Genomic DNA, 25126 nt, shown 5'->3' on the forward strand with positions numbered 1-25126 from the left:
GCTACCTTGTTACGACTTCACCCCAATCATCTATCCCACCTTAGGCGGCTGGCTCCAAAAGGTTACCTCACCGACTTCGGGTGTTACAAACTCTCGTGGTGTGACGGGCGGTGTGTACAAGGCCCGGGAACGTATTCACCGCGGCGTGCTGATCCGCGATTACTAGCGATTCCGGCTTCATGCAGGCGAGTTGCAGCCTGCAATCCGAACTGAGAGAAGCTTTAAGAGATTAGCTTAGCCTCGCGACTTCGCAACTCGTTGTACTTCCCATTGTAGCACGTGTGTAGCCCAGGTCATAAGGGGCATGATGATTTGACGTCATCCCCACCTTCCTCCGGTTTGTCACCGGCAGTCTTGCTAGAGTGCCCAACTGAATGATGGCAACTAACAATAAGGGTTGCGCTCGTTGCGGGACTTAACCCAACATCTCACGACACGAGCTGACGACAACCATGCACCACCTGTCACTTTGCCCCCGAAGGGGAAGCTCTATCTCTAGAGTGGTCAAAGGATGTCAAGACCTGGTAAGGTTCTTCGCGTTGCTTCGAATTAAACCACATGCTCCACCGCTTGTGCGGGCCCCCGTCAATTCCTTTGAGTTTCAACCTTGCGGTCGTACTCCCCAGGCGGAGTGCTTAATGCGTTAGCTGCAGCACTGAAGGGCGGAAACCCTCCAACACTTAGCACTCATCGTTTACGGCGTGGACTACCAGGGTATCTAATCCTGTTTGCTCCCCACGCTTTCGAGCCTCAGCGTCAGTTACAGACCAGAGAGCCGCCTTCGCCACTGGTGTTCCTCCATATATCTACGCATTTCACCGCTACACATGGAATTCCACTCTCCTCTTCTGCACTCAAGTCTCCCAGTTTCCAATGACCCTCCCCGGTTGAGCCGGGGGCTTTCACATCAGACTTAAGAAACCGCCTGCGCTCGCTTTACGCCCAATAAATCCGGACAACGCTTGCCACCTACGTATTACCGCGGCTGCTGGCACGTAGTTAGCCGTGGCTTTCTGGTTAGATACCGTCAAGGGATGAACAGTTACTCTCATCCTTGTTCTTCTCTAACAACAGAGTTTTACGATCCGAAAACCTTCTTCACTCACGCGGCGTTGCTCGGTCAGACTTTCGTCCATTGCCGAAGATTCCCTACTGCTGCCTCCCGTAGGAGTTTGGGCCGTGTCTCAGTCCCAATGTGGCCGATCACCCTCTCAGGTCGGCTATGCATCGTGGCCTTGGTGAGCCGTTACCTCACCAACTAGCTAATGCACCGCGGGTCCATCCATCAGCGACACCCGAAAGCGCCTTTCAAATCAAAACCATGCGGTTTTGATTGTTATACGGTATTAGCACCTGTTTCCAAGTGTTATCCCCTTCTGATGGGCAGGTTACCCACGTGTTACTCACCCGTTCGCCACTCCTCTTTTTCCGGTGGAGCAAGCTCCGGTGGAAAAAGAAGCGTTCGACTTGCATGTATTAGGCACGCCGCCAGCGTTCGTCCTGAGCCAGGATCAAACTCTCATAAAAAGTTCGAACAATCTTGCGATTGTTAAGCTCAATTTGTTTGCTAGCATATTGCTTGCTTGTTAAAAATGTTTGTTGTCTTGAATTGAATCAAGACGCCCTACACATTTGGTTTGTCTTACTTTGTTCAGTTTTCAAAGGTCTACTTCATCGAGAGTGTTTCCCGATTCATTTTTGGCTGCCGTAGCAACTTTTATATCATATCAGAGAGACAAGCGATTGTCAACTCTTTTTTAAAAGTTTTTTTCGATTTCGTTTTTCGAAATCTTTCGGCAACTCATTTACCATAACTTATCGTTTGTTATTTGTCAAGAACTTTTTTGAAGTTTTTTTCGATAGAATCAAGCTTCGCAAGTGGTTCTTTTTTAACGACTCAGTTATCTTATCATGTCGTTAGTAACATGTCAATAACTTTTTTGTTATGTTTTTGAATAAATATTTTCTTCTGTCTTTTGGACAAGTAATAATATACCAACTAAATTTAGCTTGGTCAACGAATTTTTTGTATTTTTTCAAGTTTTTTTCAATAAACGATTATTCATAACTTTTCTTTCTTTATCGTTCGTTTTCGTCTTCTTTAATGTCTAGAATAGTCGGCATTAGCTTTTGAACTTTCGTTATTATTTATTCCTTTCTACACAGCAAAAGCTGCCTAAGGAATTCCTTAGACAGCTTTTATTCGATTATCTCATTGTTGGGAATAGCAAAACATCCCGAATTGATTGTGCATCAGTTAGCAACATTACTAATCTGTCGATCCCGATGCCTAGACCACCAGTTGGCGGCATACCGTATTCTAAGGCTTCCAAGAAGTCTTCGTCTACACCGTGAGCTTCGTCATTTCCTAGTTCACGTTCTTTTTCTTGCGCTTCGAATCTTTCTCTTTGATCAATTGGATCGTTCAGTTCTGTAAAGGCATTAGCAAATTCGCGCCCCACTATGAATAGTTCGAATCGATCTGTGAATCGAGGATCTTCTGGATTTTTCTTCGCTAAAGGCGAAACTTCGACTGGATGTCCGTATACAAACGTCGGTTGTGTCAATGTTTCTTCAACAAATGTTTCAAAGAATTCATTGATAACATGTCCGACACCCATAGCTTCGGTTACTTCTACATTGTGTTTTTCGGCTAAAGCTAATGCTTCTTCCAATGTCATTTCTTGCCAGAAGTCTACACCAGTTTGTTCTTTGATTGCATCTACCATATGGATGCGTTTAAAGTCACTTTCTAAGTCGACAGCTTGTCCATCATATGTGATTTTTGCTGTTCCTAGTACTTTTTCAGCTGCGTTACGGATAATACCTTCTGTCAGATTCATTACATCATTGAAATCAGTATATGCTGTGTATGCTTCTAACATCGTAAATTCTGGATTATGTGTAGTATCAATTCCTTCATTACGGAAAACGCGGCCGATTTCATAAACTTTTTCCATTCCGCCAACAATTAGTCGTTTTAAATGAAGTTCTAGCGCAATACGCAAATATAAATCAATGTCCAGTGCATTATGATGCGTGATAAATGGGCGTGCGGCAGCTCCACCTGCCTCATTGTGCAATACTGGTGTTTCTACTTCAATATAGCCATTGCCATCTAAATAGCGACGGATTTCGCTGATAATTTGGCTTCGTTTCATAAATCGGTCAAAGCTTTCGCGATTACTGATTAAATCCAAGTAGCGTTGTCTGTAGCGTTGTTCAATATTCGTTAAGCCATGGTATTTATCTGGCAGTGGACGAAGTGCTTTTGACAAAATCGTGATTTCTGAAGCTTTGATAGAAACTTCGCCTGTGTCTGTTTTCATGATTTGTCCAGTTACACCAAAGAAATCTCCAAGGTCTGCATGTTTGAATACTTCATAGGCCTCATCACCTACTTGGTCTTTTCTTACATAAATTTGAATTTGGCCTTCACGATCTTGTAGATGCGCAAATCCAGCTTTCCCTTTTCCTCGGCGAGTCATCATACGACCAGCTACACTAGCGGTCAATCCCATTTCTGCTAGTTCTTCTTTTGTTCTTGGATCAAATAGTTCATGCAATTCTTCTGAGTTGTGCGTGCGTTCAAATCGTTTTCCAAATGGATCGATTCCATCTTCACGCAATTGTTCCATTTTTTGACGACGTACAAGCATTTGATCATTTAAATCTTCTACTTGATGTTGTTGTTCCTGTGTCACAAAAGTTCCTCCATTCTCATGTTAATCTCTTTCCTATAATGCCAATGAAACACAAAAAAAGCAAGCCGAACTTGGAATTTCGGCTTGAAAATTCACGAAAAACTTAGAAATCACAACGTTTGTTTCAATAGTACTTTTTCCGCTTTTTCTACAAATTGATCCAGCAGGTCATTGATTTCTTGCTGTTTTTCTGTCTGATTGATTGCTACTTTCACTTTCGCTGCTCGAGGAATCCCTTTTAAATAATAAGCCGCATGTGTTCTGAATTCTCTACAAGCTACTTTTTCTCCTTTGAGATCTGCTAAGCGTTGTAAATGAAGTTTAGCTGTAGCAATTTTTTCGGCTGGTGTTGGTTCAGGAATCAGTTCCCCTGTTTCGAGATAATGCTGTGTGCGGTGAATCATCCATGGATTGCCCAGCGCTGCACGACCAATCATCACACCGTCTGCACCGACATAGTCAAGCATCCATTTTGCATCTTCTGGCGTTTTGACATCCCCGTTCCCCATAAATGGAATCGTCAAATGTTTTTTCACTTCTTTCAATACTTCCCAGTCCGCTTTTCCTTCATACATCTGAACCCGTGTACGTCCATGCATAGCGATGGCACTTGCTCCAGCTGATTGTGCTGCTAATGCATTTTCTACAGCAAAGACGTGCTCTTCATCCCAACCAATACGCATCTTGATTGTTACTGGGATATTTACTGCTGAAGAAACAGCTTGGACCATTTCGTATACTTTCTCAGGATCTAAAAGCCATTTTGCTCCTGCTTCTGCTTTGATTACTTTATTTACTGGACAGCCCATATTGATATCTATTATATCGGCAGCTGTGTTTTCTTCGACAAATTGAGCAGCTTCAACTAGACTATCTTTATTTCCGCCAAATATCTGTAAACTTAATGGATGTTCTGTTTCTTCAATGTGGAGCATCTCTAAAGTTTTTTTGTTTCTGAAATGAATACCTTGGTCACTGATCATTTCACATACGACTAAGCCCGCACCAAATTCTTTGACAGTGACTCGAAATGCTGAATTTGTTATTCCAGCCATCGGTGCAACAACGACACGATTAGGGATTTCCACATTGCCAATTTTCCATGTGTGTTCCACTTAAATCCCTCCTAAGGCTTCTTTCTTCAATCCATCTAATTCTTCTTCGCTATACTTGTATTTGTTATTACAGAAAGAACAAACCGCTTCTGCACCGTGATCTTCGTCTATCATTGCTTGGATTTCTTCTGCACCTAACGCGATAATTGCTTCTGCAAATTTTTCTTTTGAACAGTCACATTTGAATTGAACAGGCATTTTTTCCAAAATGTTCAATTCTTCTGTACCAAGCAATCCTTTCAATATTTCTTCTGGTGTCTGTCCTTCATCTAAGAGGGTAGAGATTCTTGGTGTCGTTTTTAATTGTTCTTCGATCTTGCTGATTGTTTCTTCATCGGCACCTGGCATGATTTGGATCATGAATCCTCCCGCCGTCTTGATGCTGTCGTCAGTATTGACCAATACACTCAGTCCAACAGCTGAAGGGATTTGTTCTGAGATAGCAAGATAGTAAGTAAAATCTTCAGCGATTTCTCCAGAAACAATCGGCGTTTGCCCAGAAAAAGGTTCTTTTAATCCTAAGTCTTTTGTGACAGTAAACATTCCTTGTGTTCCAACTGCTCCCCGCACATCGATTTTACCTTCACTATTTAGAGGAAGACTGAGATGCGGATTTTTGATGTAACCTTTCACATCTCCCTTTCCATTTGCATCTACTACAATTCCTGTTGCTGGACCATCGCCTTGGATTCGAACAGTTAGTTTGTCTTCTCCTTTGAGCGTCGCACCAAGTAGCAGACTACCGACCAATGTCCGTCCCAAAGCAGCTGAGGAGGTGTGCCAAGTATCATGACGTCTTTGTGCCTCCGCTACGGTATTTGTTGCTTGAACGGCGTATGCTCGGACGAATCCGTCGTGAGCAAGTGCCTTAACCAAATAATCTTTCATTTGTTATGTACTCCTTTTTCCGTTTTTAAACTCATAGTGAATCATACTAGCAACTACTGCTTTTTTCAACTTTGGAATGCTTCTTTTAAAAATAATTCAGAATCATCTAGAAAACAGGACATCACCCTATTTACAACTTAAATAAAGAAATCTCCCGAAAACCGGTTTTTGTTCCGGTTTTCGGGAGTCATATCAGATCAATTGACCTATATTTTTTTATTTGTATTGATCGTCTGAATGATTATCTTCTGATTGTTGAGAATCTGAATCATGTTCTGCTTTATTTTCCTCATTCAGTTCATGTTTTGCTTCTTCAAAATCACGTTTTTCTTCCGCTTGTTTTTCAGCGTCTTTTTCTTCCAAAGCACGTTTTGCTTCTTCAAAAGTTTTCGCTTCTTTTTCGCTTGGATAATCATTTGACTCAGTACCTTCAGGCATCACACCGTGTTCAAACAATGACTTGATTGCTTTGGCATCCAATGTTTCGAATTCCAAAAGTTTTTCAGCAATCAGTTTATGCTGTGCACGATGAGCTTCGATGATTTCTCGAGCTTTATCATGAGCTTCCATCAAGATTTTTCGTACTTCTTGATCAATCTCGAAAGCGACTTGTTCCGAGTAAGCTTTTGTTTGACCATAGTCGCGGCCAACAAACACTTGATGGTTTCCTTCATATTGAACAGGACCTAAACGATCACTCATTCCATATTCTGTTACCATGCTTCGTGCTAGAGCTGTCGCTTGCTCAAAGTCATTGGAAGCACCAGTTGATTGGACATTGAAGATGATTTCTTCAGCTGTACGTCCACCAAGTAAGCCTACGATTTGTTCAAACATATCTTCTTTCGTCATCAAGAACTGATCTTCTTTTGGTAAAGCGATCATATATCCGCCGGCGCGTCCGCGAGGGATGATCGTTACTTTGTGGACGACCCGAGCGCGACTCAATACTAATCCGACAATCGTATGACCAGCTTCGTGATAAGCAACCATTTCGCGTTCTTTTTTGCTGATTACGCGATCTTTTTTAGCTGGACCTGCAATCACGCGATCTTCCGCTTCATCGATATCAGAAGCATCGATTTTCTTTTTATTTCTTCTAGCAGCTACTAACGCTGCTTCATTCAAGACATTTTCTAAATCTGCTCCGGCAAAACCTGGTGTCTGTTGAGCCACAACTTTCAAGTCAACGTCATCTGCCATCGGTTTATTCCGTGCATGGACTCGCAAGATTGCTTCACGACCTTTTACATCTGGACGTCCAACTAAAATCTGGCGGTCAAAACGGCCTGGACGTAGTAACGCTGGGTCTAGTACATCAGAACGGTTGGTTGCAGCAATGACGATTACTCCTTCATTTCCGTCGAAGCCATCCATTTCTACAAGCAATTGGTTCAATGTTTGTTCGCGTTCATCATGTCCGCCGCCCATACCGGCACCACGTTGACGACCTACCGCATCAATTTCATCAATGAAAATGATAGCTGGTGCGTTTTTCTTCGCTGTTTCAAACAAATCACGAACACGACTTGCTCCAACACCGACAAACATTTCTACGAAATCAGAACCCGAGATCGAGTAAAACGGTACTCCAGCTTCTCCGGCAACAGCTTTTGCTAATAAGGTTTTACCTGTTCCTGGAGGTCCTTCTAAAAGTACACCTGCCGGGATACGGGCACCTAATTCAACAAATCGGCGAGGATCTTTCAGAAATTCAACAACTTCAACTAGTTCTTGTTTTTCTTCTTCCGCACCCGCTACATCAGAAAAACGTACGCGATTAGCTTTTTTGTCTGCTTCTTTGGCTTTTGATTTACCAAAGTTCATGACACGGCCGCCACCGCCACCGCCGCCGCCTTGTTGTCCCATCATCATGTAAAAGAAAAAGATGATGATTACGATTGGCAAGAAGCTAAGCAATAGGGAAACCCATATACCGCTGCTTGATTCTTCTTTTACTGTTGTAGCAACTTTGTTTTCTTTTGCCAGTTCTGTTACTTGGCTCAATGTTGTATCATTTGGCAAAATGATTGTTGTGAAATGGGTAGTAGTCGTATCTGTTGAACCTAAGATAGCTAACCCACCGCTGTTAGCGACGGTCTGCTGTTCTTTGTATTCACCAGTGATCTTATATACACCATTTGCAGGCTGCACTTCAAATTCTTTGATCTTGCCTGCTTGTAGTTGTTCTGTGAATTTTGAGTACTCGATATCTGACGATCGCTGGCCGTTATTACCAAAAATGAAATAAACGACCATTACCATCGCTAAGATTACGAGGACATAATACAAGGCATTTTTCATCATGCCGTTGTTCTTTTTGTTCATAGTTGCCCTCCCTAAGCGTCAATTTAATTTAACAGTTTTTTATCAATCCTGACCATTCTATTGTACCATAATTTAATTGAGATACAGCATTAATTTGATTGATAAACACTAGGTTTCAATACACCGATGTACGGAAGGTTACGATATGCTTCTGCATAATCCAAGCCATAACCGACCACAAATTCATTTGGTACGTTGAAGCCAACATAATCTGCTTCGATATTTACTACTCTTCCTTCAGGTTTGTCAAGTAGTGTAACAATTTTGACTGATTTTGCTTTGCGGTATTTGAAAAGATCCACTAAATAAGCAAGTGTTCTTCCGCTGTCAATGATATCTTCAACGATCAACAGATCGCGACCTTCTACATTCGTATCTAAGTCTTTGACGATTTTTACTTCCCCTGACGAGACTGTTGCATTCCCGTAGCTTGAAACATCCATGAAATCCAATTCCAAATACGTATCGATAGAACGAACGATATCTGCCATGAATGGTACCGCTCCTTTTAAGACACCTACTACTAGGGGATTGGTGTTTTGGTAAATTTCTGTTAACTCTTTGCCTAGTTCTTTGCAACGAACTTGTATCTCTTCTTGTGAGATCAAAATTCTCTCAATATCCTTTTCCAACATCAGGTTCTCCTTCCAATTGCTTCTTTTTGATATTTGTAAAGAAGTATGTAGTGTATTTTATCAGTTTCTTCACGAATACTCAAATATGAAAAGGCAAAAGGTATCAAGCTATATATATTTCTTTTGGCATCTGTAATGATCCAAGCATGCTGCCTTTGTGAATTAGGTACTTTCTGATCGATAAAATATCTAGATACTTTTTTTGTGAGATTCTCTGTTAATTTAATGCGGTCTCCTGCTTTTCTTTTTTCGACATACAGTTGCACATCAGCAGGAATCCAAATGTCATGAGAAAATAGAGACCATGAATCTGTTGCTTTGATGTCCCCTGCATTTTCAGGTTTGACCAGACCAATCCATTCTGTTTCATTCAAATATATTCCTTGTTCTGGAATCAGCAACAAGCGCTGGTCTTCTGTCTGGCTAGTTGCTTGTTTTTCTTTTTTAGAGAGTACAACAAAATGATACTCTCTTTTCAGTATCCAATTATTGCCAATACTGAGTTGCCATTGGCTTTTTTTCTGTTGCCACTGGTCTAAAATCGACTCCATTTGTTGTTCTTTCAAAATAATTCCTGTTTTTGAGAATGCTTTGTCGAAAAAGGAGTAAAAAAAATAGTATCGTTCAGCATCTGTCATTTCTTCAATCATTTCTGCAGAAAATCGAAATTGTTCCTCCCACTGTTCGACTTCCTTTTCGATCAACTGTCCCATATATTTTTGAATGACTTGGTCTGCCCATTGGATCTGTTGCGAAAATTGCTGGAAATGTCTCAACGCCTGTGTATTTTCTTGTTTCAATTGAGGAACTACCAAATGACGAAGCCGATTTCTCTGGATATCTAACAATTGGTTTGTCTGATCCTCAAAGTAAACAAGCTGCGATTCCGCTGCATAAGTATATAGGTCTTCTTTGCTAAAACTCAGCAACGGACGAATCAGTCTGCCCGTAGCAAATGGTTGTACTTCTTTGATTCCAGAAAAAGTATTTAACTGTCCCCCACGAACGATTTTCATTAACACCGTCTCGATTTGATCATCTCCGTGATGAGCAGTCATCAACGTGTCATATTGTCCTTCTTCCATCACGCGAGTGAATTCTTGATAACGAAAGTTACGAGCTTCTGTTTCTATGGCGGATTTGGCTGGATCTTCCCAAATACTTACATATAAAGGGAGATTCTTCTCTTCACAATATGAGCGAAGATAGGCAGCTTCTTCTGCTGATTCTTCTCTTAATTGGTGATTGATGTGGACGATACCTAAAGAAAAACCGATTTGGCGTTGCACTTGTAAAAGTAAATGGAGCAAAACCATCGAATCAACACCACCTGATACCGCTGCTAAAATTCTCGATCCTTGTTGCCAGAATCCTTGTTCATTCCCGTGCCGAATAAATGACTGCTGTAATAGCGGTGCTTTTTTCCCGCCTTTTTCAACGTTCATCCTTTCCACACCCTTTCTTCCTAAAAAAAAGAGAGCGGGAAAACGTCTAAAACGACAATTAACCTGCCCTCTGTTGATACTATGACCCAAATAGTCGCACTATCATTATTTGCGGCTTTTTAGCTGCGACGTCCGCCACGGCCACCGCGCTTTCCTTCTGTGTTTCGCTTCAATGAAGATAAGCGGTCATCGCTATCTTTCAAAAATGAACTCATCAATGAATCGAAGTCTTCTTTTTGAGCTGAAGGTTGACTGCGAGAAAAAGATTTTTTCTGTGCTGGACGATTTCGGTTGTCACGGGGATCTTTTTGTTGATATTTTTTAGGACGGCTTTCTTCTCCAGATTCAGCAGGTTGTTCCTGCGCTTTCCGGATAGATAGTCCGATTTTTCCATCATCATTTACTGAAATAACTTTAACTGTTACTTCATCTCCTACACTTAAAACATCATGGATGTCTTTTACATAGCCATTTGACACTTCGCTAATATGAACTAGACCCGTTTTTCCAGCACCTAGATCAATAAACGCACCAAAATTTGTGATTCCTGATACTTTTCCTTGCAGTTTTGCTCCTACCTCGATTGACATAAAAAAAATGTTCCTCCTAATTATTTCCCTTTTTTATATTCCTGCTTATTTTGCAGTTGTAGAACTAGTTGATTGATCTGTTTCATTTGTCGAGCTGTCTGTATTTGATTCTAATATAGGATAAACTTTTTCACCGTCTTTTGAGTAAAAGAATTTGCTTCTGGCAAGTTTAGCTACATACTCATCATCTTTCAGCAATGAAACATCTTGGTGCAGCTGATCAACGTCTGCGTTGACTTCTTTCATTTCAGTATTTGCTTCGACTCTCAATTCGTTCAATTGATGCATCCTTTGCATGTCATGGAAAATCTGCACACCTATTATCGCGAAAATGACCAAAGCACCAACAAAAATTGCAGCCAGTCTGCGTCTTCGAAAAATCAGTTGACGTTGTTGTTGCTGAAATTCAGCATACTTTTTCTTTGCATATTCCGTATCTAGCGCAGCGATTTTATTGCTTTTTTTCGTCACTTGGATTCGCTCCAATCTTTTTGATTGTCTTTTTCATTATACCAATATCGTGAAAGCTTGTCTAATCTATTTCTCTAGTGTTTCTGTGCGATTTTCAGAAATAATTTCGTACATTTTTTGTGCATCTTCTTTTTTGGTTGATTCATGTAATTCCGTAATTTTCACTTCCAACGTTTTGTTGCCAAACTGGACTTTCAAAATATCGCCTACTTTGACATCACTGGAAGATTTCGCCAATTTACCGTTGATTTGAATTCTTCCTTTATCAGCTACTTCTTTTGCTACTGATCGTCTTTTGATGATTCGGGAAATTTTTAAAAATTTATCTAATCGCATATCTTATTCCTCACTTTTTAATTTTTTTATTTAATCGCAGGATTTTCTTACCAAAAGGCAACATTAGCCATTCTCGTACTGTAAACAGACGAAGACGAATCACTGCATAAATGAACACAGAAGCCCCGATCCCAACTCCTATCACGCTGACAAAAAAAGCAGTGGAACGATGAGTTACAGGACCAAATACTATATTCAATACACCATAATACAGCAGCAGTACTACTGTCATACAAAGAAGGCTGAACATCAACTTCCGTCCAAAATGCCGTTCTTTCCAAAAAGCATTTAGCTCTTTTGTTTCAATTCGAACAAAATACCAAAGCGTCACACCTAATCCTAAAAGGGTAGACAGGCTTGCACCTGCTGTTCCTAATAAACCGGTCAGAAAAGAAGTAGTCAATCCTTTTACCAATAGTCCCCATCCTGCGCCTTTTAAAGAAGGGCGAAACGAGTTCTTGCTTTGAGCAATACTTTGATAAGCTTGGATGACTGCAGTGAAAGCAATGGAAAAAACAAATAATACAAGCGCTGCATTTCCCGCATAATCTTTAAACAACGCATAATTGATATAAGGGAGCAGCAAGGCTAATCCCAAAGACGCAGCTAATGCTAAAGCGGTCGTCAATCTAAGATAGATTTTGGCTGTCTGTAAAAACTGACGATAGATCCGGTTGGTCAAATGACGAGTCAACGCAGGCAGGAATGTCGCACTTAATGCAGTGGCAATCACTAAACCTAATTGTACTAAAGGCTGACCTCGATCATAGACCCCTTTTGCTATCTTCGCACCGTATTCTGACAGTCCGTAAACTTCCAAAGCATTTTTTACAAAGAAAGAGTCGATCAGCTGGAAAAAGATAAGCAATCCACTATAAATCGAAACCAGTCCGCCTTCTACCAGAAAACGCCGGATCAAGGGCTTTGACGGCTGTTTGAACAATGGAAACCGTCGGAAGCTTAACGCTCCTCCATGAATCTTTTGTTCATAGTAGTGAAGGATCCCATATGCGCATAAACCGCCAAAAACAGCTCCACTCATTGCTGCCGTCCCTGTTTGGTACACCGTCCATCCAAGCTTTCTAAAAGCAAACGCACTACAGACAATCACAAAAACACGAACGAACTGCTCAACTACTTGAGAAACAGCAGTTGGTTCCATCAAGAATCTTCCTTGGAAATTCCCTCGATAAAAAGATAGACCAGGCATCAGCAAAAAGGTAAAGGAAACTACTTGGATCAGCGGTTTCAATTGTATGTCTCCCATCATCCAAGCAATCCAGCTGCTAAATGCAAAGACAAACAACCACAAAAAGACACCTGTCCAAAATACTAAGGGATAAAGATTTTGCAAAGCTTGCTTTCGCTCGAAAGGATTCTTTCTTTCTGCAACGTACTTTGATATGAACTGCGGAAGACCGGATAAAGCTAAAGTCATTGCTATCCCATAAATTGGATAAACTTGCTGATAAACATAAAAACCTTCGTCGCCGACTAAGTTTTGGAGGGGAATTCGGTAAAGGGCACTTAATACTTTTGCTATGAAAGAAGCAATCGTCAATACAAATGCTCCTTGCATGACGCGCCGCATTTCTTTATGATCCAAATCATTGCTCCTTCCTACGCTGACAGATATTTTTGCTCACGCAACGCTTTGACAAACTTTTGGATTTCCTGAAGCCATACTGCTTCTTCCATTTGGTTGGGGATCGTCAAGCGTATCACCATCTGTTCTTTTTCAACGCCTAGACTGGCTTTTAGTTTTGTCGCTGTCAGTGCTTCGAATAACTGTTCCACACTATAGCGTTTTGTTCCAACTTTACTTAGAGTAAAGACTATATGCGCCTCCTGTTTCCTTATCGTTTCTAGGAGCGCTCGATCGCCATCCATTTTGATCTGCCCAATTGTCAAGAGATGTGCTACTTCTTCTGGATATTCTCCAAAACGGTCGAGCAGATCATCTTCTAGTTCATCTAGCATTTCTTGCGAATCAAGTTCACGAATTCGTTTATAGATCTCGATTTTCTGCCGTTGATCTGACACGTATGTTTCAGGTAGATACGCATCGACACCGAGGTCGATCTCAACAGTGGTCTTCTCCACTTGACTATTCTTTCCTTGTTTACGAGAAACAGCTTCGCTTAGCATTTGAGAATACATATCGAAACCGACTGCATCAATAAATCCATGCTGCTGAGCACCTAAGAGATTACCTGCACCGCGAATGGAAAGATCCCGCATCGCAATCTTGAATCCAGATCCCAGTTCTGTAAAATCTTTGATTGCCTGAAGACGTTTTTCACTGACTTCGTTAAGGATCTTCTGCTGCTCATACATAAAGTAAGCATATGCGACACGGCTGCTTCTTCCTACCCGCCCTCGCAATTGGTATAACGTGGATAATCCCATATAATCAGCGTTCTCAACGAACAACGTATTTGCGTTCGGGATATCTACTCCTGTTTCAATGATGGTTGTAGTGACAAGAACATCATATTGACCTTCAATAAATTCAAAAAGCGTATTTTCTAATTGCGCCTCTGTCATTTGCCCATGAGCATAACCGATCCGTGCTTCCGGAACGAGTTCTTGGATTTCTTCTACTTTTTGTTCGATCGTTTCTACCCGATTATATAAATAGAATACTTGTCCACCTCGTCCCATTTCTCGATGGATTGCTTCGCGAATAGCCCCAGGATTTTTTTCCATAACATACGTTTGGATCGGATAACGATTCGCAGGCGGTGTTTCGATTACTGAAAGATCCCGCACGCCTAACATCGACATATGCAAAGTTCTCGGAATCGGTGTTGCAGTCAGAGTCAAAACATCCACTTGTGCACGTAACTGTTTCAATCGTTCCTTATGTTTTACACCAAAACGTTGTTCTTCGTCAATGATCAGTAGACCCAAATCGCTAAATTCAATATCTTTTGACAAAATTCGGTGGGTTCCTACAACAATATCAACTTGACCTGTACGCAGTTGTTCGATGGTTTCTTTTTGTTGCTTTCTTGTTCTGAAACGACTTAATAGCCCGATATTTACGGGGAAACCTTCAAATCTTTCCAGCATCGTTTCATAGTGCTGCTGTGCCAAGATCGTTGTTGGAACTAAAAAGGCTACTTGTTTGCTTTCCTTTATCGCTTTAAAGGCCGCTCGAAGCGCTACTTCTGTTTTCCCATAACCAACATCACCTACGAGTAGTCGATCCATTGGTTTTTCTTTTTCCATATCCCGTTTGATCTCCGCTGCACTTCTCAACTGGTCATCAGTTTCAGAGTAGGGGAAGGCATTTTCGAATTCTTTTTGGTAGGCGTCATCAGGTCCAAAAGCATATCCTTTTTCTGACTCTCTTGCGGCATATAATTTGATTAGATCGTCAGCGATATCCTCGATTTTTGAAGAGACTTTTCGCTTGGTTTTCGTCCATTCACTTCCGCCTAGCTTATTGATGCGAGGCGCTTTGGCTTCAGAGGCGACATATTTTTGGATCAGATTCAGTTGAGTAACAGGAATAAACAGTTTGTCGTCGTTTTGATACAAAATAGTCATATAGTCTTGGTGAACGCCATCTACTTCTAGCGTTTCCATCCCAATGTATTTCCCGATACCATGATTGGCATGGACAACGTAATCTCCTGCTTTTAACTCATTATAGCTTTTCAATCGCTCTGCGTTTGTTACTGTTTGACGTCTCGTTTGTTTTTTCGTCGTTTTTTGGAAAATTTCTTTTTCTGTGATAGCTACTATTTTTTCTTGAGGAAGTTCAAAACCAGCCTGCAAAGCTCCTTCAACTAATTGTACCTGTCCTCTGATCAATGCATTTTTTTCTGTTTCTACTACTAATATGTCTTCATCTCGAAGCATTTGTTCTGCTTTGCGTATTCTGTCCTTTGTCGGAATAAAGATCACAACAGTCTGTTTTTGCTTGCGCCAACGGTCCATTTCTGTTTTCAGCAATGGCATTTGTCCGAAGAACTGTTGCATCGTCCGATATTGAAAATTATGGATTGCTTGGAAACGAAGATTTCCCATCCCTTTTTGGAAGAGTGAGAAAAAGGTTGTGGTGAACTTTTCCTTCTGCACGATTTTTTGTATATCTGCTGAAAATGTCTGCTCAGAAAACACCCGCAATTCGCTGATTTTTTGAGTCTGCCATTCTGCCGCTTCCCTTTCGATTTCCCGATTTGTTTCCATGATTCGCTGATAATCATCAACGACTAGTAAACTATTTGAAGGGAAATAATCCAAGATCGTCACAGATTCTTGGTAAAGAAGATCTGAGTAGAATTTTGCTTCTTCTGTCGGGACACCTGCTTGCCAGCTTGAAGTCAGCTGACCGAAGTAATCTTGCAAAAACTCGCGGTCTGCTTCTTCTGTGGTCGCAGCAAGCCGTTTTTCTAGCATTTTTTGCATTTGCTCTATTCCATGTTCTAGATCCTCTGGTCCGTAGACTTGTTCACTCGTTGGGGAAACCCAGATTTCTTCCGTTTTTTCGATTGAGCGTTGTGTTTCTGCTTCAAAATACCGCATAGAATCTATCTCTACATCAAATAGTTCTACACGAACAGGATAGGTTGTCGTTAACGGGTAAATATCGATAATGCTTCCTCGAATACTGAATTCTCCCGGTTTTGCGACCATCTCTTCTCGTACATAGCCCATCAAAGTCAATTGGCGAGGAAGATTTTCCACGTCTATCTCATCACCAATATGCCAATTCAATTGCGCCTGTAGCCAAGTTTTCTTATTCGGCAGTCGTTTGTGCAAAGATGCGACTGGCAACAAATAGATACCTGCTTTTTTTTCTTGAAGTGCGTTAAGCGTTGCAACTCTCTCGCCTCGCGCTTCTGGAGAAGAAAAGGCCATTTCAGCAGAAAGCACTTCATCCACTGGAAATAAATGGATCTGATCTTGCGGAATCACATGTTGCAGATCTTCTGCTAACTGATTCGCATAATACAAATTTGGCATCAGAATAATCATGTTTTTATTTGTTTTCTTAAACGCTCGAGCAAATAGAAGTGTTTTCGCTGAGCCCGCTAATCCTGTGATTAGTTGTCTAGGCATTTTTTCTTCTAAATTGCTGACCCATTCTTTTACTTGCGGATCTTTTCCGACTAATTGAATAATATCCATTCCTTTTCCTCCTTCCTCAATTGAATCGATTCATCGCATCCACGAACGAATGCCCTTCTATGAGATATTCGACTGCTTTAACAGATTGACACATGCTTTCTTCTATCAAAGGCTGATTTTCTTTGCTGAAAGGACTAAGCACATGCTGGACTACTGTTTTTTTCCCTTCTGGCCTGCCGATTCCCACCTTGATTCGATCAAAGACATTCGTATTCAAATGGGAAATAATACTTTTGATACCGTTATGCCCGCCGGCACTTCCCTTTTGACGGAGCCGGATTTTTCCCACTGCCAGATCCAAATCATCGTAGATTACGACTAATTCCTCTGGATAAATCCCAAAATAAGTCATTAGTGGGCCGACTGCACGACCAGATTCATTCATGAATGTTTGTGGTTTGACTAAAAGGATCTTTTCTCCATTATGAAAAAATTCGGCAACTTCTGCTTCGAACGGATTTTTTTTGAAAGTAGCTTGATGCTCGCGTGCAATTTTATCCACGACCATAAAGCCGATATTGTGTTTTGTATATTGGTATTTGGTACCTGGGTTTCCTAACCCGACGATCATTTTCATTTTTGTTTTCCACCTAATTCTAAAAAGCAGCACAAAAGGCTGGACTGCTAATTAGCGGTCCAGTCCATCGAGCTTTTTTCTTTTTTACACTTGTCAATGCATAGTATAACACAAAACAAGGCGTTTCGGCTAAAAGAGAATCGTTAATAAATGATAAAGAAATTAAAAATTTCTTCAAAGTTTAATGAAATAATTGATATATAAAAATAGTGAAATAACGCACATGTAAGCTTTTACATATAATACAACCTTGTTATCTGTTATATTTTATAGCCAAATAGCGTGACATGGGGCTTGAGAAATGTTAGCATAAGCATGGGAAAAAACAAATCAATGGAAGGATTGATACTAAATGACTGCAGCTGCAGAAAAAAAAGATCATCAAAAAGTTATTCTTGTTGGAGACGGCGCCGTAGGTTCTAGCTATGCCTTTGCTCTAGTTACTCAAAATATCGCTCAAGAAGTAGGTATTGTGGATATCAATACTGCTAAAACTGAAGGAGACGCAATTGACTTGTCTCACGCTTTGGCATTTACTTCACCTAAAAAAATCTATTCTGCTACTTACGCAGACGCACATGATGCTGACTTAGTTGTTATTACAGCTGGCGCACCACAAAAACCAGGTGAAACTCGTTTAGACTTAGTAAACAAAAACCTAAAAATCAACCGCGATGTTGTCACACAAATCGTTGAATCAGGATTTAACGGTATCTTTTTAGTTGCCGCTAACCCAGTAGATATTTTGACTTACTCAACTTGGAAATTCTCAGGTTTCCCTAAAGAACGCGTAATCGGTTCAGGTACCTCTCTTGACTCAGCTCGTTTCCGTCAAGCACTTGCGGAATTAGTTGACGTTGATGCACGTAACGTCCATGCTTACATCTTAGGTGAACACGGAGATTCAGAATTCCCAGTTTGGTCACATGCAAATGTTGCCGGCTTGCAAATCTATGAATGGGTAAAAAACAACCCAGAAATCGATGAAGAAGCTATGGTTAACCTATTCTTTGGCGTACGTGACGCTGCTTACACAATTATCGAGAAAAAAGGCGCTACTTTCTATGGTATCGCAGTAGCATTAGCACGTATCACTCGTGCCATCTTAGATGATGAAAATGCTGTTCTTCCTTTATCAGTATTCATGAATGGCGAATATGGATTGAACGACATCTACATTGGTGCACCTGCTGTTATCAACCGTCAAGGTATCCAAAAAGTAATCGAAATTCCTTTAAGTGACAGCGAGCAAGACCGTATGGCTGCTTCTGCTAAGCAATTAAAAGAAATTCTAGATGAAGCTTTTGCTAAACTAGACGCTGAATAATCTTTGAACATGACGGAAAACATCTATTCGGTGTTTTCCGTTTTTTTATTTTATCACCCTTATGGTTTCTAAATTTTTTCATAAAGTAGAGATAACCTTCGTCTTTTCCTCTAAATTATGCTATCATGAGACCGTTCCACCCTAAACTTTTACTTAAGGAGTTGTCGATATGACAAGATCTTCGCATCGAAAAAAATCGAAACATGTTGCTTTGCTTTCAGTTCTTGGTGTTCTCTTAGTGCTGATCAGCTTTTATACCTATCGCAGTACATACTACACAAAGCATTTTTTGCCGAATACAGAAATAAATGGAATAAATGTCAGCAATCTAACAGTCGAAAAAGCAAATGAAAAATTAAAAGAAGCTTATTCTGATAAAAAACTGGCTATTAAAGAAGATGGAAAAGTCTGGCAGGAAGTACCAAAATCCGAGCTCGGCTACAAAGATGATTTCACTTCGGAGCTTTCTCCGATCCTAAATGAACAAAACGGATGGACTTGGGGAATGACTTATGTCTCAGCGGCAGAAAAACAAGAAATAGATCCTGTCAGTCAAAACCACCAAAAACTAGACACTACCGTTCAGACATTGACAACTAAGCTGACTGATTTGAACAAAGACCGGACACCTACTACTGATGCAACGATCGAAAAAGCAGGTGACTCTTTCGTTATCAAGCCTGAAGTCAATGGAAATACGATCGACGTCGATGCTGCGGTCAAACAATTAAAAAGTGCGGTAAACTCTGGTAAAGATACAATTGAATTGACTGAATTCAAAGAAAAACCAAAAGTAACATCTGAAGACAGCTCACTGAAAGAACAACTCGCATCCATGAATGCTATCGCAAATGTAAAAGCTACTTACAGTATAAACGGTGAGACTTTCCAGATCCCATCAAGTGATATTATGAGTTGGCTGACCTACAATGATGGAAAAGTCGATTTAGATACAGAACAAGTACGTCAATATGTAACAGATTTAGGCACAAAGTATAACACAAGTACGAATGACACAAAATTTAAAAGTACAAAAAGAGGAGAAGTTACGGTCCCAGTTGGCACTTACAGTTGGACGATCCAAACAGACAGTGAGACAGAAGCATTGAAAAAAGCGATTCTGGCAGGCCAAGATTTTACTCGTTCACCCATTGTGCAAGGTGGCACAACCGCTGATCATCCATTGATCGAAGATACGTATATCGAAGTTGATCTGGAGAACCAGCATATGTGGTATTACAAAGACGGAAAAGTGGCCCTTGAAACAGATATCGTTTCCGGAAAGCCAACTACACCTACACCTGCTGGAGTCTTCTATGTTTGGAATAAAGAAGAAGATGCAACTTTAAAAGGAACAAATGACGATGGAACACCTTACGAGAGTCCGGTAAACTACTGGATGCCGATTGACTGGACAGGTGTTGGTATCCACGATTCAGACTGGCAACCTGAATACGGTGGAGACTTATGGAAAACCCGCGGTTCACACGGCTGCATCAACACCCCACCAAGTGTAATGAAGGAATTATTCGGGATGGTCGAAAAAGGAACGCCTGTATTGGTCTTCTAACAAAAATAATATATAAAAAGAAAGCACCCGTACGATTGGTACAGGTGCTTTCTTTTTATTATCTAACAATGTGCTACTTACATTTCAGCAGCAGTAAAGACTTCTGAAACATCATCATCGTCTTCTAGCTTATCTACTAGACGTTCCAATTGCTCTTTTTGTTCCTCATTTAAATCAATCGTCGTTTGTGGAATCATCGTCAATTCTGCTTGCGCCAAAGTGAACTCTTTTTCCAACTCATCTCGTACAGCAGCAAAATCTTCTGGTGCAGTATAAATCTCGAATACTTCAGGAGAAGTTTGCAGATCTTCTGCCCCCGCCTCTAATACATCCTCAAACATCGTCTCTTCATCAACAGTCAACCCATCGCGTTCAATAGCGATATATCCTTTGCGGTCAAACAAGTAACTGACTGAACCCGTTTCTCCCAGTGATCCACCGTTTCGAGTAAAAGCTACTCGGACATTTGTCGCTGTCCGATTACGGTTATCTGTCAATGCATGGACTAAGATTCCTACTCCACCCGGACCATATCCTTCATACGTGATTTCATCGTAATTCGTTTCATCTACGGCACTCGTAGCCTTTTTAATCGCCCGTTCCACATTGTCGTTAGGCATATTTGCAGCTTTTGCTTTGTCCACAACAAGCCGCAAAGCTGGATTCATAGATGGATCAGGACCGCCTGCTTTAGCTGCCATATAAATTTCACGAGAAAGTTTCTGAAAGACTTTCCCTCGTTTTGCATCTTGGGCATTTTTTCTTCCTTGGATATTATGCCATTTACTATGTCCTGACATGATTTTTCCTCCCTTGTTCTTTTGAGAATACACTTCTATTCTAGTACTATTTCACAAAAAAACAAAGCCACAGCCAATCTATAAACGCTTCTTGAATGCCGCAAAAAGCACACATAATATCACAGCAGTCAGAGCACCGATCGAATCCAACATGACATCTTGGAACATAGGTGTTCGTCCACCGGTCATCATCTGATGGAATTCGTCCAAACCTGCGTACCCTGTTGCTGAAAGCCAAGCAAGGATCGCTGTCAGCCACCAAATTTTTAGCTTGGGGAAAACACCTAAAAACAAGCTGCCTCCCAAAATAAAATAGGTACCGAAATGTGCGCCCTTCCTTAAAAAGAACTCTAAAAATTTGGCGTAGCCCAGATGGTTGATACTCACCATACTTCCACCATAATTAAAACGTATACCCGCTAATGTGTCTTTAAATGGCTGATTAGGCAGCCAGCTTTCTAATCGCGAAACTTGTGATTGCTGTCCGTAAGTTTGAGAAGAACTGTAAAATAAGATTATAACGACTATCAGTGCGATTACTAAATAAATATTTCCGTTTTTCATTTGTTTTTTTGAAGAATTCATAAGTCACCTCTGTATTTTATCTTAGACTTTTTTTGAAGAAACAACAATCATTTTCATAGAGACTTCTTCCATAAAAAAGTGCTATACTTAATTTTGTATTACAATATGAAGGGAGTTTTTTCATGAGTTATTCATTAAATTGGAATCTAGATTCTATTTTTTCCGGAGGCAGTCATTCTGATGCTTTGAACCAACGGATGAAGCAATTGGAAGACCAAATGAACGAGTATTATCACCGCGTAACAAAATGGTCACCTAGTTCTGACAATGCAGAGCAGTTAAACGCTATTCTTCAATTGCAAGAAACGATTACGAATGGTTTTACCCAATGCAGCAGCTATATTACTGCATTGCTTTCTGCCAATGTCAATGATTCAGATGCAAAGGTCTTATCAGGCAAGCTTTACGCAATGCTGCCTCGTCTGCAATCAGCCGAAACTGTATTGTCAAAGAAATTTGCAGAAATATCTGACAATGATTGGAATCAGATGCTTTCTCAATCTTCGTTTGAAACAATTGCTTTTCGTTTAAACGAGATTCGTCGTGATGGCTCACAATTATTATCAGAAGCTGAAGAAAACATTATAAATACGCTTTCTTTAGATGGTCTAAATGCTTGGAGCAGTCATTATGATACGATTGTAGCCAGCATTTCGATTCCCTTCGAACAAGATGGACAAGTAGTCGAATTATCTGCTGGACAAGCCTTCAATAAGATGATGGGCGATCCAGATCCAAAAGTCAGAGAAACACTTTTCGCAGCATGGGAAGAAGCCTGGAAAGAAAAGGCACCCCTCTTCACGGATACTTTGAATCATTTAGATGGTTTTAGACTTTCTGACTATGAACTTCATGGTGTCACAGATTTTCTACAAAAACCATTAGAGTACAATCGGTTGAAGAAAGAAACATTGTCTGTCATGTGGGATACAATCCAGAAAAACAAACAACCCCTTGTTAATTACTTGACTAGAAAAGCTAATCTTTTCGGTAAAGAAAAAATGGAATGGCAAGATCAAGATGCACCTATTATTTTAGGCGATTTGAAAGAAAAAACCTTTAGTTTTGACGAAGCAGCAGCATTTATTATCGAAAACTTTAACAAATTCAGTCCAAAAATGGCTAAATTTGCCCAATCTGCTTTTGAAAAGAGCTGGATCGAAGCAGAAGATCGTCCTGGGAAACGTCCTGGTGGTTATTGTACTGAGTTACCAGAAACAAAAGAATCAAGGATCTTTATGACCTACAGTAATTCTGTTAATGAGGTTGCGACACTTGCTCATGAACTAGGACATGCTTTCCATAGCAGCACGATGTGGGATTTACCTTCTTTAAATCGCGAATATGCCATGAATGTCGCAGAAACAGCAAGTACATTCGCAGAACTGATCGTAGCCGATGCTACATTAAAAGTCGCAAAAACAAAAGAAGAAAAAATCAATTTGCTAGATACAAAACTGCAAAATGCTTTAGCTATGTTCATGAATATCCATTCCCGATTCATTTTTGAAAATCGATTCTATGAAGCACGGCAAGAAGGATTAGTCTCAGAAGATAAGATCACAGAGATGATGGTTGAGGCGCAAAAAGAAGGCTATCAAGGAGCTTTAGCTACTTACCATCCATATTTCTGGGCTGCAAAATTGCATTTCTTTATTGATGACGTACCGTTTTATAACTTCCCATACACATTTGGCTACCTCTTTAGTTTGGGCATCTATGCTTACGCCAACCAAAAGGGAGCAAATTTTGAAGAAGAATATATCCATTTACTACGCGATACTGCCTCAATGACGACGGAAGATCTTGCGAAGAAACATTTGAATGTCGATCTTACCCAACCAGATTTTTGGCAAGCAGGTATCGACATGGTGACTGAAGATATCCAAACGTTCATGGAATTGACAGAAGAATTTATCTGATTTCTATTTTATCACAATAAAAAAAGAGTTAGTCCAGAATGGGCTAACTCTTTTTGATTAATCATTCTTACATGCTGACAGCAAAGTCAGGGGCAAACCATTGAACTGAACCAACTTTTACGCTTTCGCCTGGTTGAGGAGCATGGATATATTGTCCTCCGCCTAAAGCAATCGCTACGTGGTAAGTTCCGCCTTGTGACCCCCAGAATAACAAGTCTCCAGCTTTTGCTTGAGAAACTGAAATTTTTGTTCCAGCTGATTCTTGAGGAACTGTCCAACCACCGATGTCACGACCAGTTACTTGCATGTAAACATAGCGTGTGAACCCTGAGCAGTCAAAGCCACTTGGATCTTTACCGCCCCAAACATATGGAGTACCAATATATTTGTAAGCTTCTGCTACGATTGCTGCACCATTCACACTTCCAGAAGGAGCTGGAGCAGGTGTTACAGGTTTTGGTTGTTCAGGTGTTGGTGTTGGCGTTGGAGCCGGAGTACTACTTCCTGTGCCGTTTCCTGTATCAACACTTTGATCTGTTGATGGTGTTGTAGGCGCAGGTGTTGTTGATTCTTCTGTTGTTGAAGATTCAGGCACTGTTGTTGATTCTTCTGTTGCTGAAGATTCAGGCACTGTTGTTGATTCTTCTGTTGCTGAAGATTCAGGCGCTGTTGTTGATTCTTCTGTTGCTGAAGATTCAGGCGCTGTTGATTCTTCTGTTGAAGATTCAGGTGTTGTTGATTCTTCTGTTGCTGAAGATTGTGTAGCTGATGATGATTCTTCAGTCATTGAAGATTGTGTAGCTGATGATTCTTCTGTTGCTGAGCTTTGTGCAGTAGATGAAGCTTGAGTAGCTTGTGCTTCAGCCTCTGCTTGTTCGCGTGCTTCTTTTTCAGCTTTTTCTTGTGCAGCTTGTTGACGAGCTTGTTCTGCTAGACGTTGTTGTTCACGAATACGAGCTTGCTCTGCTTCAGCTTCTGCTTTTTGACGGTTCAAGTCAGCTTTCTTGTCTTCAGCAGTTGCTTGTTCAGCAGCTAATGAAGTTTTCAGTACGTTCAAATCAGCTTGTTTAGATAAAAGATCGCCTTTTTGAGATTCCAAAGCAGCTTGGTTTTCAGCTAATTCTTTTAGTTTAGCATCGTTTTCAGCTTTTTTGTCTTCTACAGCTTTTTTATCTTGTTTTTGTTGTTCCATCAAGTCGTTGTTTGCTTTTACCATCGTTGTCATTGCTTGAACGCGTCCAATAGCATCTGCTAATGAATCAGCATTCAATACAGCATCGATGTAGTTTGAGCTTGTGTTGCTTACTTGTGCTTCGCGTGCTTGTTTTTGGATTGTATCTTCACGTTTTTCAATACGTTCTTGTAAATCTGCAATGTCTTTTACTAATTGTGCAGATTCTTGACGCAATGTATCTTGTTTTGCTAATAGGTCTTGTGCTTGTGTGTTGATTTCAGAAACTTGGCTTTCTAAGGCATCGATTTGTGATTGTGCATCTGCTTGTTGATTTTTCAAGTCTGCAATCTTTTGATCTTGCTGTTGTATCTGAGAATCAAAATCGTCCGCCGCGGCAGCGATCGGTGATGCTACGGCAGTCAAGGTCATTGAACATACCATTACTGCTGATATTAAACTCTTTTTCACTCTTCATTCCTCCGACTGGCTTAATTTAATAAATATCTAAATATATTTA

Annotated in this window: 18 protein-coding genes and 1 rRNA gene (1 of these 19 cut by a window edge); 3 read left to right on the plus strand and 16 right to left on the minus strand. The window is 40.6% G+C overall.

Translation table 11 applies throughout. The features are described from left to right. The 13 genes from ACIFUW_RS12650 to pth form a co-directional block, all read right to left on the minus strand. A 16S ribosomal RNA gene (locus ACIFUW_RS12650) occupies window positions 1-1527 on the minus strand; it reaches 33 nt to the left of the window's first position. Window positions 1528-2207: 680 nt separating this feature from the next. Continuing rightward, window positions 2208-3704: a lysine--tRNA ligase gene (gene lysS / locus ACIFUW_RS12655; RefSeq protein WP_002296055.1), complete on the minus strand. Its 1497-nt coding sequence runs from the start codon at window positions 3702-3704 to the stop codon at window positions 2208-2210. Between the two features lie 110 nt (window positions 3705-3814). Continuing rightward, on the minus strand, window positions 3815-4819 hold the full coding sequence (gene dusB / locus ACIFUW_RS12660; protein WP_002290055.1) for a tRNA dihydrouridine synthase DusB: 1005 nt from the start codon (window positions 4817-4819) through the stop codon (window positions 3815-3817). After that, window positions 4820-5707: an Hsp33 family molecular chaperone HslO gene (gene hslO / locus ACIFUW_RS12665; RefSeq protein WP_002296053.1), complete on the minus strand. Its 888-nt coding sequence runs from the start codon at window positions 5705-5707 to the stop codon at window positions 4820-4822. 216 nt (window positions 5708-5923) lie between these two features. Next, complete coding sequence (ftsH, locus tag ACIFUW_RS12670; protein ID WP_002287418.1) at window positions 5924-8035, minus strand: ATP-dependent zinc metalloprotease FtsH; 2112 nt, start codon at window positions 8033-8035, stop codon at window positions 5924-5926. Between the two features lie 89 nt (window positions 8036-8124). After that, complete coding sequence (hpt, locus tag ACIFUW_RS12675) at window positions 8125-8670, minus strand: hypoxanthine phosphoribosyltransferase (RefSeq protein ID WP_002287415.1); 546 nt, start codon at window positions 8668-8670, stop codon at window positions 8125-8127. Beyond that, the gene (tilS, locus tag ACIFUW_RS12680; protein WP_002287414.1) at window positions 8670-10115 is read right to left on the minus strand and encodes a tRNA lysidine(34) synthetase TilS; all 1446 of its coding nucleotides are present in this window, start codon (window positions 10113-10115) and stop codon (window positions 8670-8672) included. The genes hpt and tilS overlap by 1 nt, the downstream gene beginning before the upstream one ends. A 119-nt stretch (window positions 10116-10234) precedes the next feature. Further along, window positions 10235-10705 (minus strand): S1 domain-containing RNA-binding protein, encoded by a 471-nt coding sequence (locus tag ACIFUW_RS12685; protein WP_002287412.1) that lies wholly within the window; start codon window positions 10703-10705, stop codon window positions 10235-10237. A gap of 45 nt (window positions 10706-10750) precedes the next feature. Beyond that, window positions 10751-11176 (minus strand): FtsB family cell division protein, encoded by a 426-nt coding sequence (locus ACIFUW_RS12690; RefSeq protein WP_002287409.1) that lies wholly within the window; start codon window positions 11174-11176, stop codon window positions 10751-10753. Between the two features lie 66 nt (window positions 11177-11242). Then, window positions 11243-11512, minus strand: coding sequence for an RNA-binding S4 domain-containing protein (locus ACIFUW_RS12695; protein ID WP_002287407.1), 270 nt, complete (start codon window positions 11510-11512; stop codon window positions 11243-11245). A 10-nt stretch (window positions 11513-11522) separates the two neighbouring features. Then, window positions 11523-13118, minus strand: a complete 1596-nt coding sequence (locus tag ACIFUW_RS12700) for a putative polysaccharide biosynthesis protein (protein ID WP_002287405.1) — start codon at window positions 13116-13118, stop codon at window positions 11523-11525. A gap of 14 nt (window positions 13119-13132) precedes the next feature. After that, the gene (mfd, locus tag ACIFUW_RS12705; protein WP_125278159.1) at window positions 13133-16654 is read right to left on the minus strand and encodes a transcription-repair coupling factor; all 3522 of its coding nucleotides are present in this window, start codon (window positions 16652-16654) and stop codon (window positions 13133-13135) included. 16 nt (window positions 16655-16670) lie between these two features. Beyond that, window positions 16671-17231 (minus strand): aminoacyl-tRNA hydrolase, encoded by a 561-nt coding sequence (pth, locus tag ACIFUW_RS12710; RefSeq protein WP_002287401.1) that lies wholly within the window; start codon window positions 17229-17231, stop codon window positions 16671-16673. A 352-nt stretch (window positions 17232-17583) separates the two neighbouring features. Between pth and ACIFUW_RS12715 the strand changes: the two genes are divergently transcribed. Both ACIFUW_RS12715 and ACIFUW_RS12720 read left to right on the plus strand, forming a co-directional pair. Further along, on the plus strand, window positions 17584-18558 hold the full coding sequence (locus ACIFUW_RS12715; RefSeq protein WP_002287399.1) for an L-lactate dehydrogenase: 975 nt from the start codon (window positions 17584-17586) through the stop codon (window positions 18556-18558). Between the two features lie 169 nt (window positions 18559-18727). Beyond that, window positions 18728-20128, plus strand: coding sequence for a L,D-transpeptidase family protein (locus ACIFUW_RS12720; RefSeq protein WP_002287397.1), 1401 nt, complete (start codon window positions 18728-18730; stop codon window positions 20126-20128). 77 nt (window positions 20129-20205) lie between these two features. Here the strand turns inward: ACIFUW_RS12720 and ACIFUW_RS12725 are convergent, their stop codons facing one another. Together ACIFUW_RS12725 and ACIFUW_RS12730 are read right to left on the minus strand one after the other, a co-directional pair. Next, entirely contained in the window at window positions 20206-20928 is a 723-nt protein-coding gene (locus ACIFUW_RS12725) for a YebC/PmpR family DNA-binding transcriptional regulator (RefSeq protein WP_002287391.1), read from the minus strand. 78 nt (window positions 20929-21006) lie between these two features. After that, entirely contained in the window at window positions 21007-21513 is a 507-nt protein-coding gene (locus ACIFUW_RS12730; RefSeq protein WP_002303647.1) for a VanZ family protein, read from the minus strand. A gap of 122 nt (window positions 21514-21635) precedes the next feature. Here ACIFUW_RS12730 and ACIFUW_RS12735 point away from each other — a divergent pair, with 122 nt between their 5' ends. Continuing rightward, window positions 21636-23435, plus strand: coding sequence for a M3 family oligoendopeptidase (locus ACIFUW_RS12735; RefSeq protein ID WP_002287387.1), 1800 nt, complete (start codon window positions 21636-21638; stop codon window positions 23433-23435). A 67-nt stretch (window positions 23436-23502) separates the two neighbouring features. Here ACIFUW_RS12735 and ACIFUW_RS12740 read toward each other — a convergent pair whose 3' ends face one another. Further along, complete coding sequence (locus ACIFUW_RS12740) at window positions 23503-25077, minus strand: C40 family peptidase (RefSeq protein WP_002287386.1); 1575 nt, start codon at window positions 25075-25077, stop codon at window positions 23503-23505. Between the last annotated feature and the right edge of the window lie 49 nt (window positions 25078-25126).

It is taken from the genome of Enterococcus sp. PLH-Efm8, from assembly GCF_053011625.1.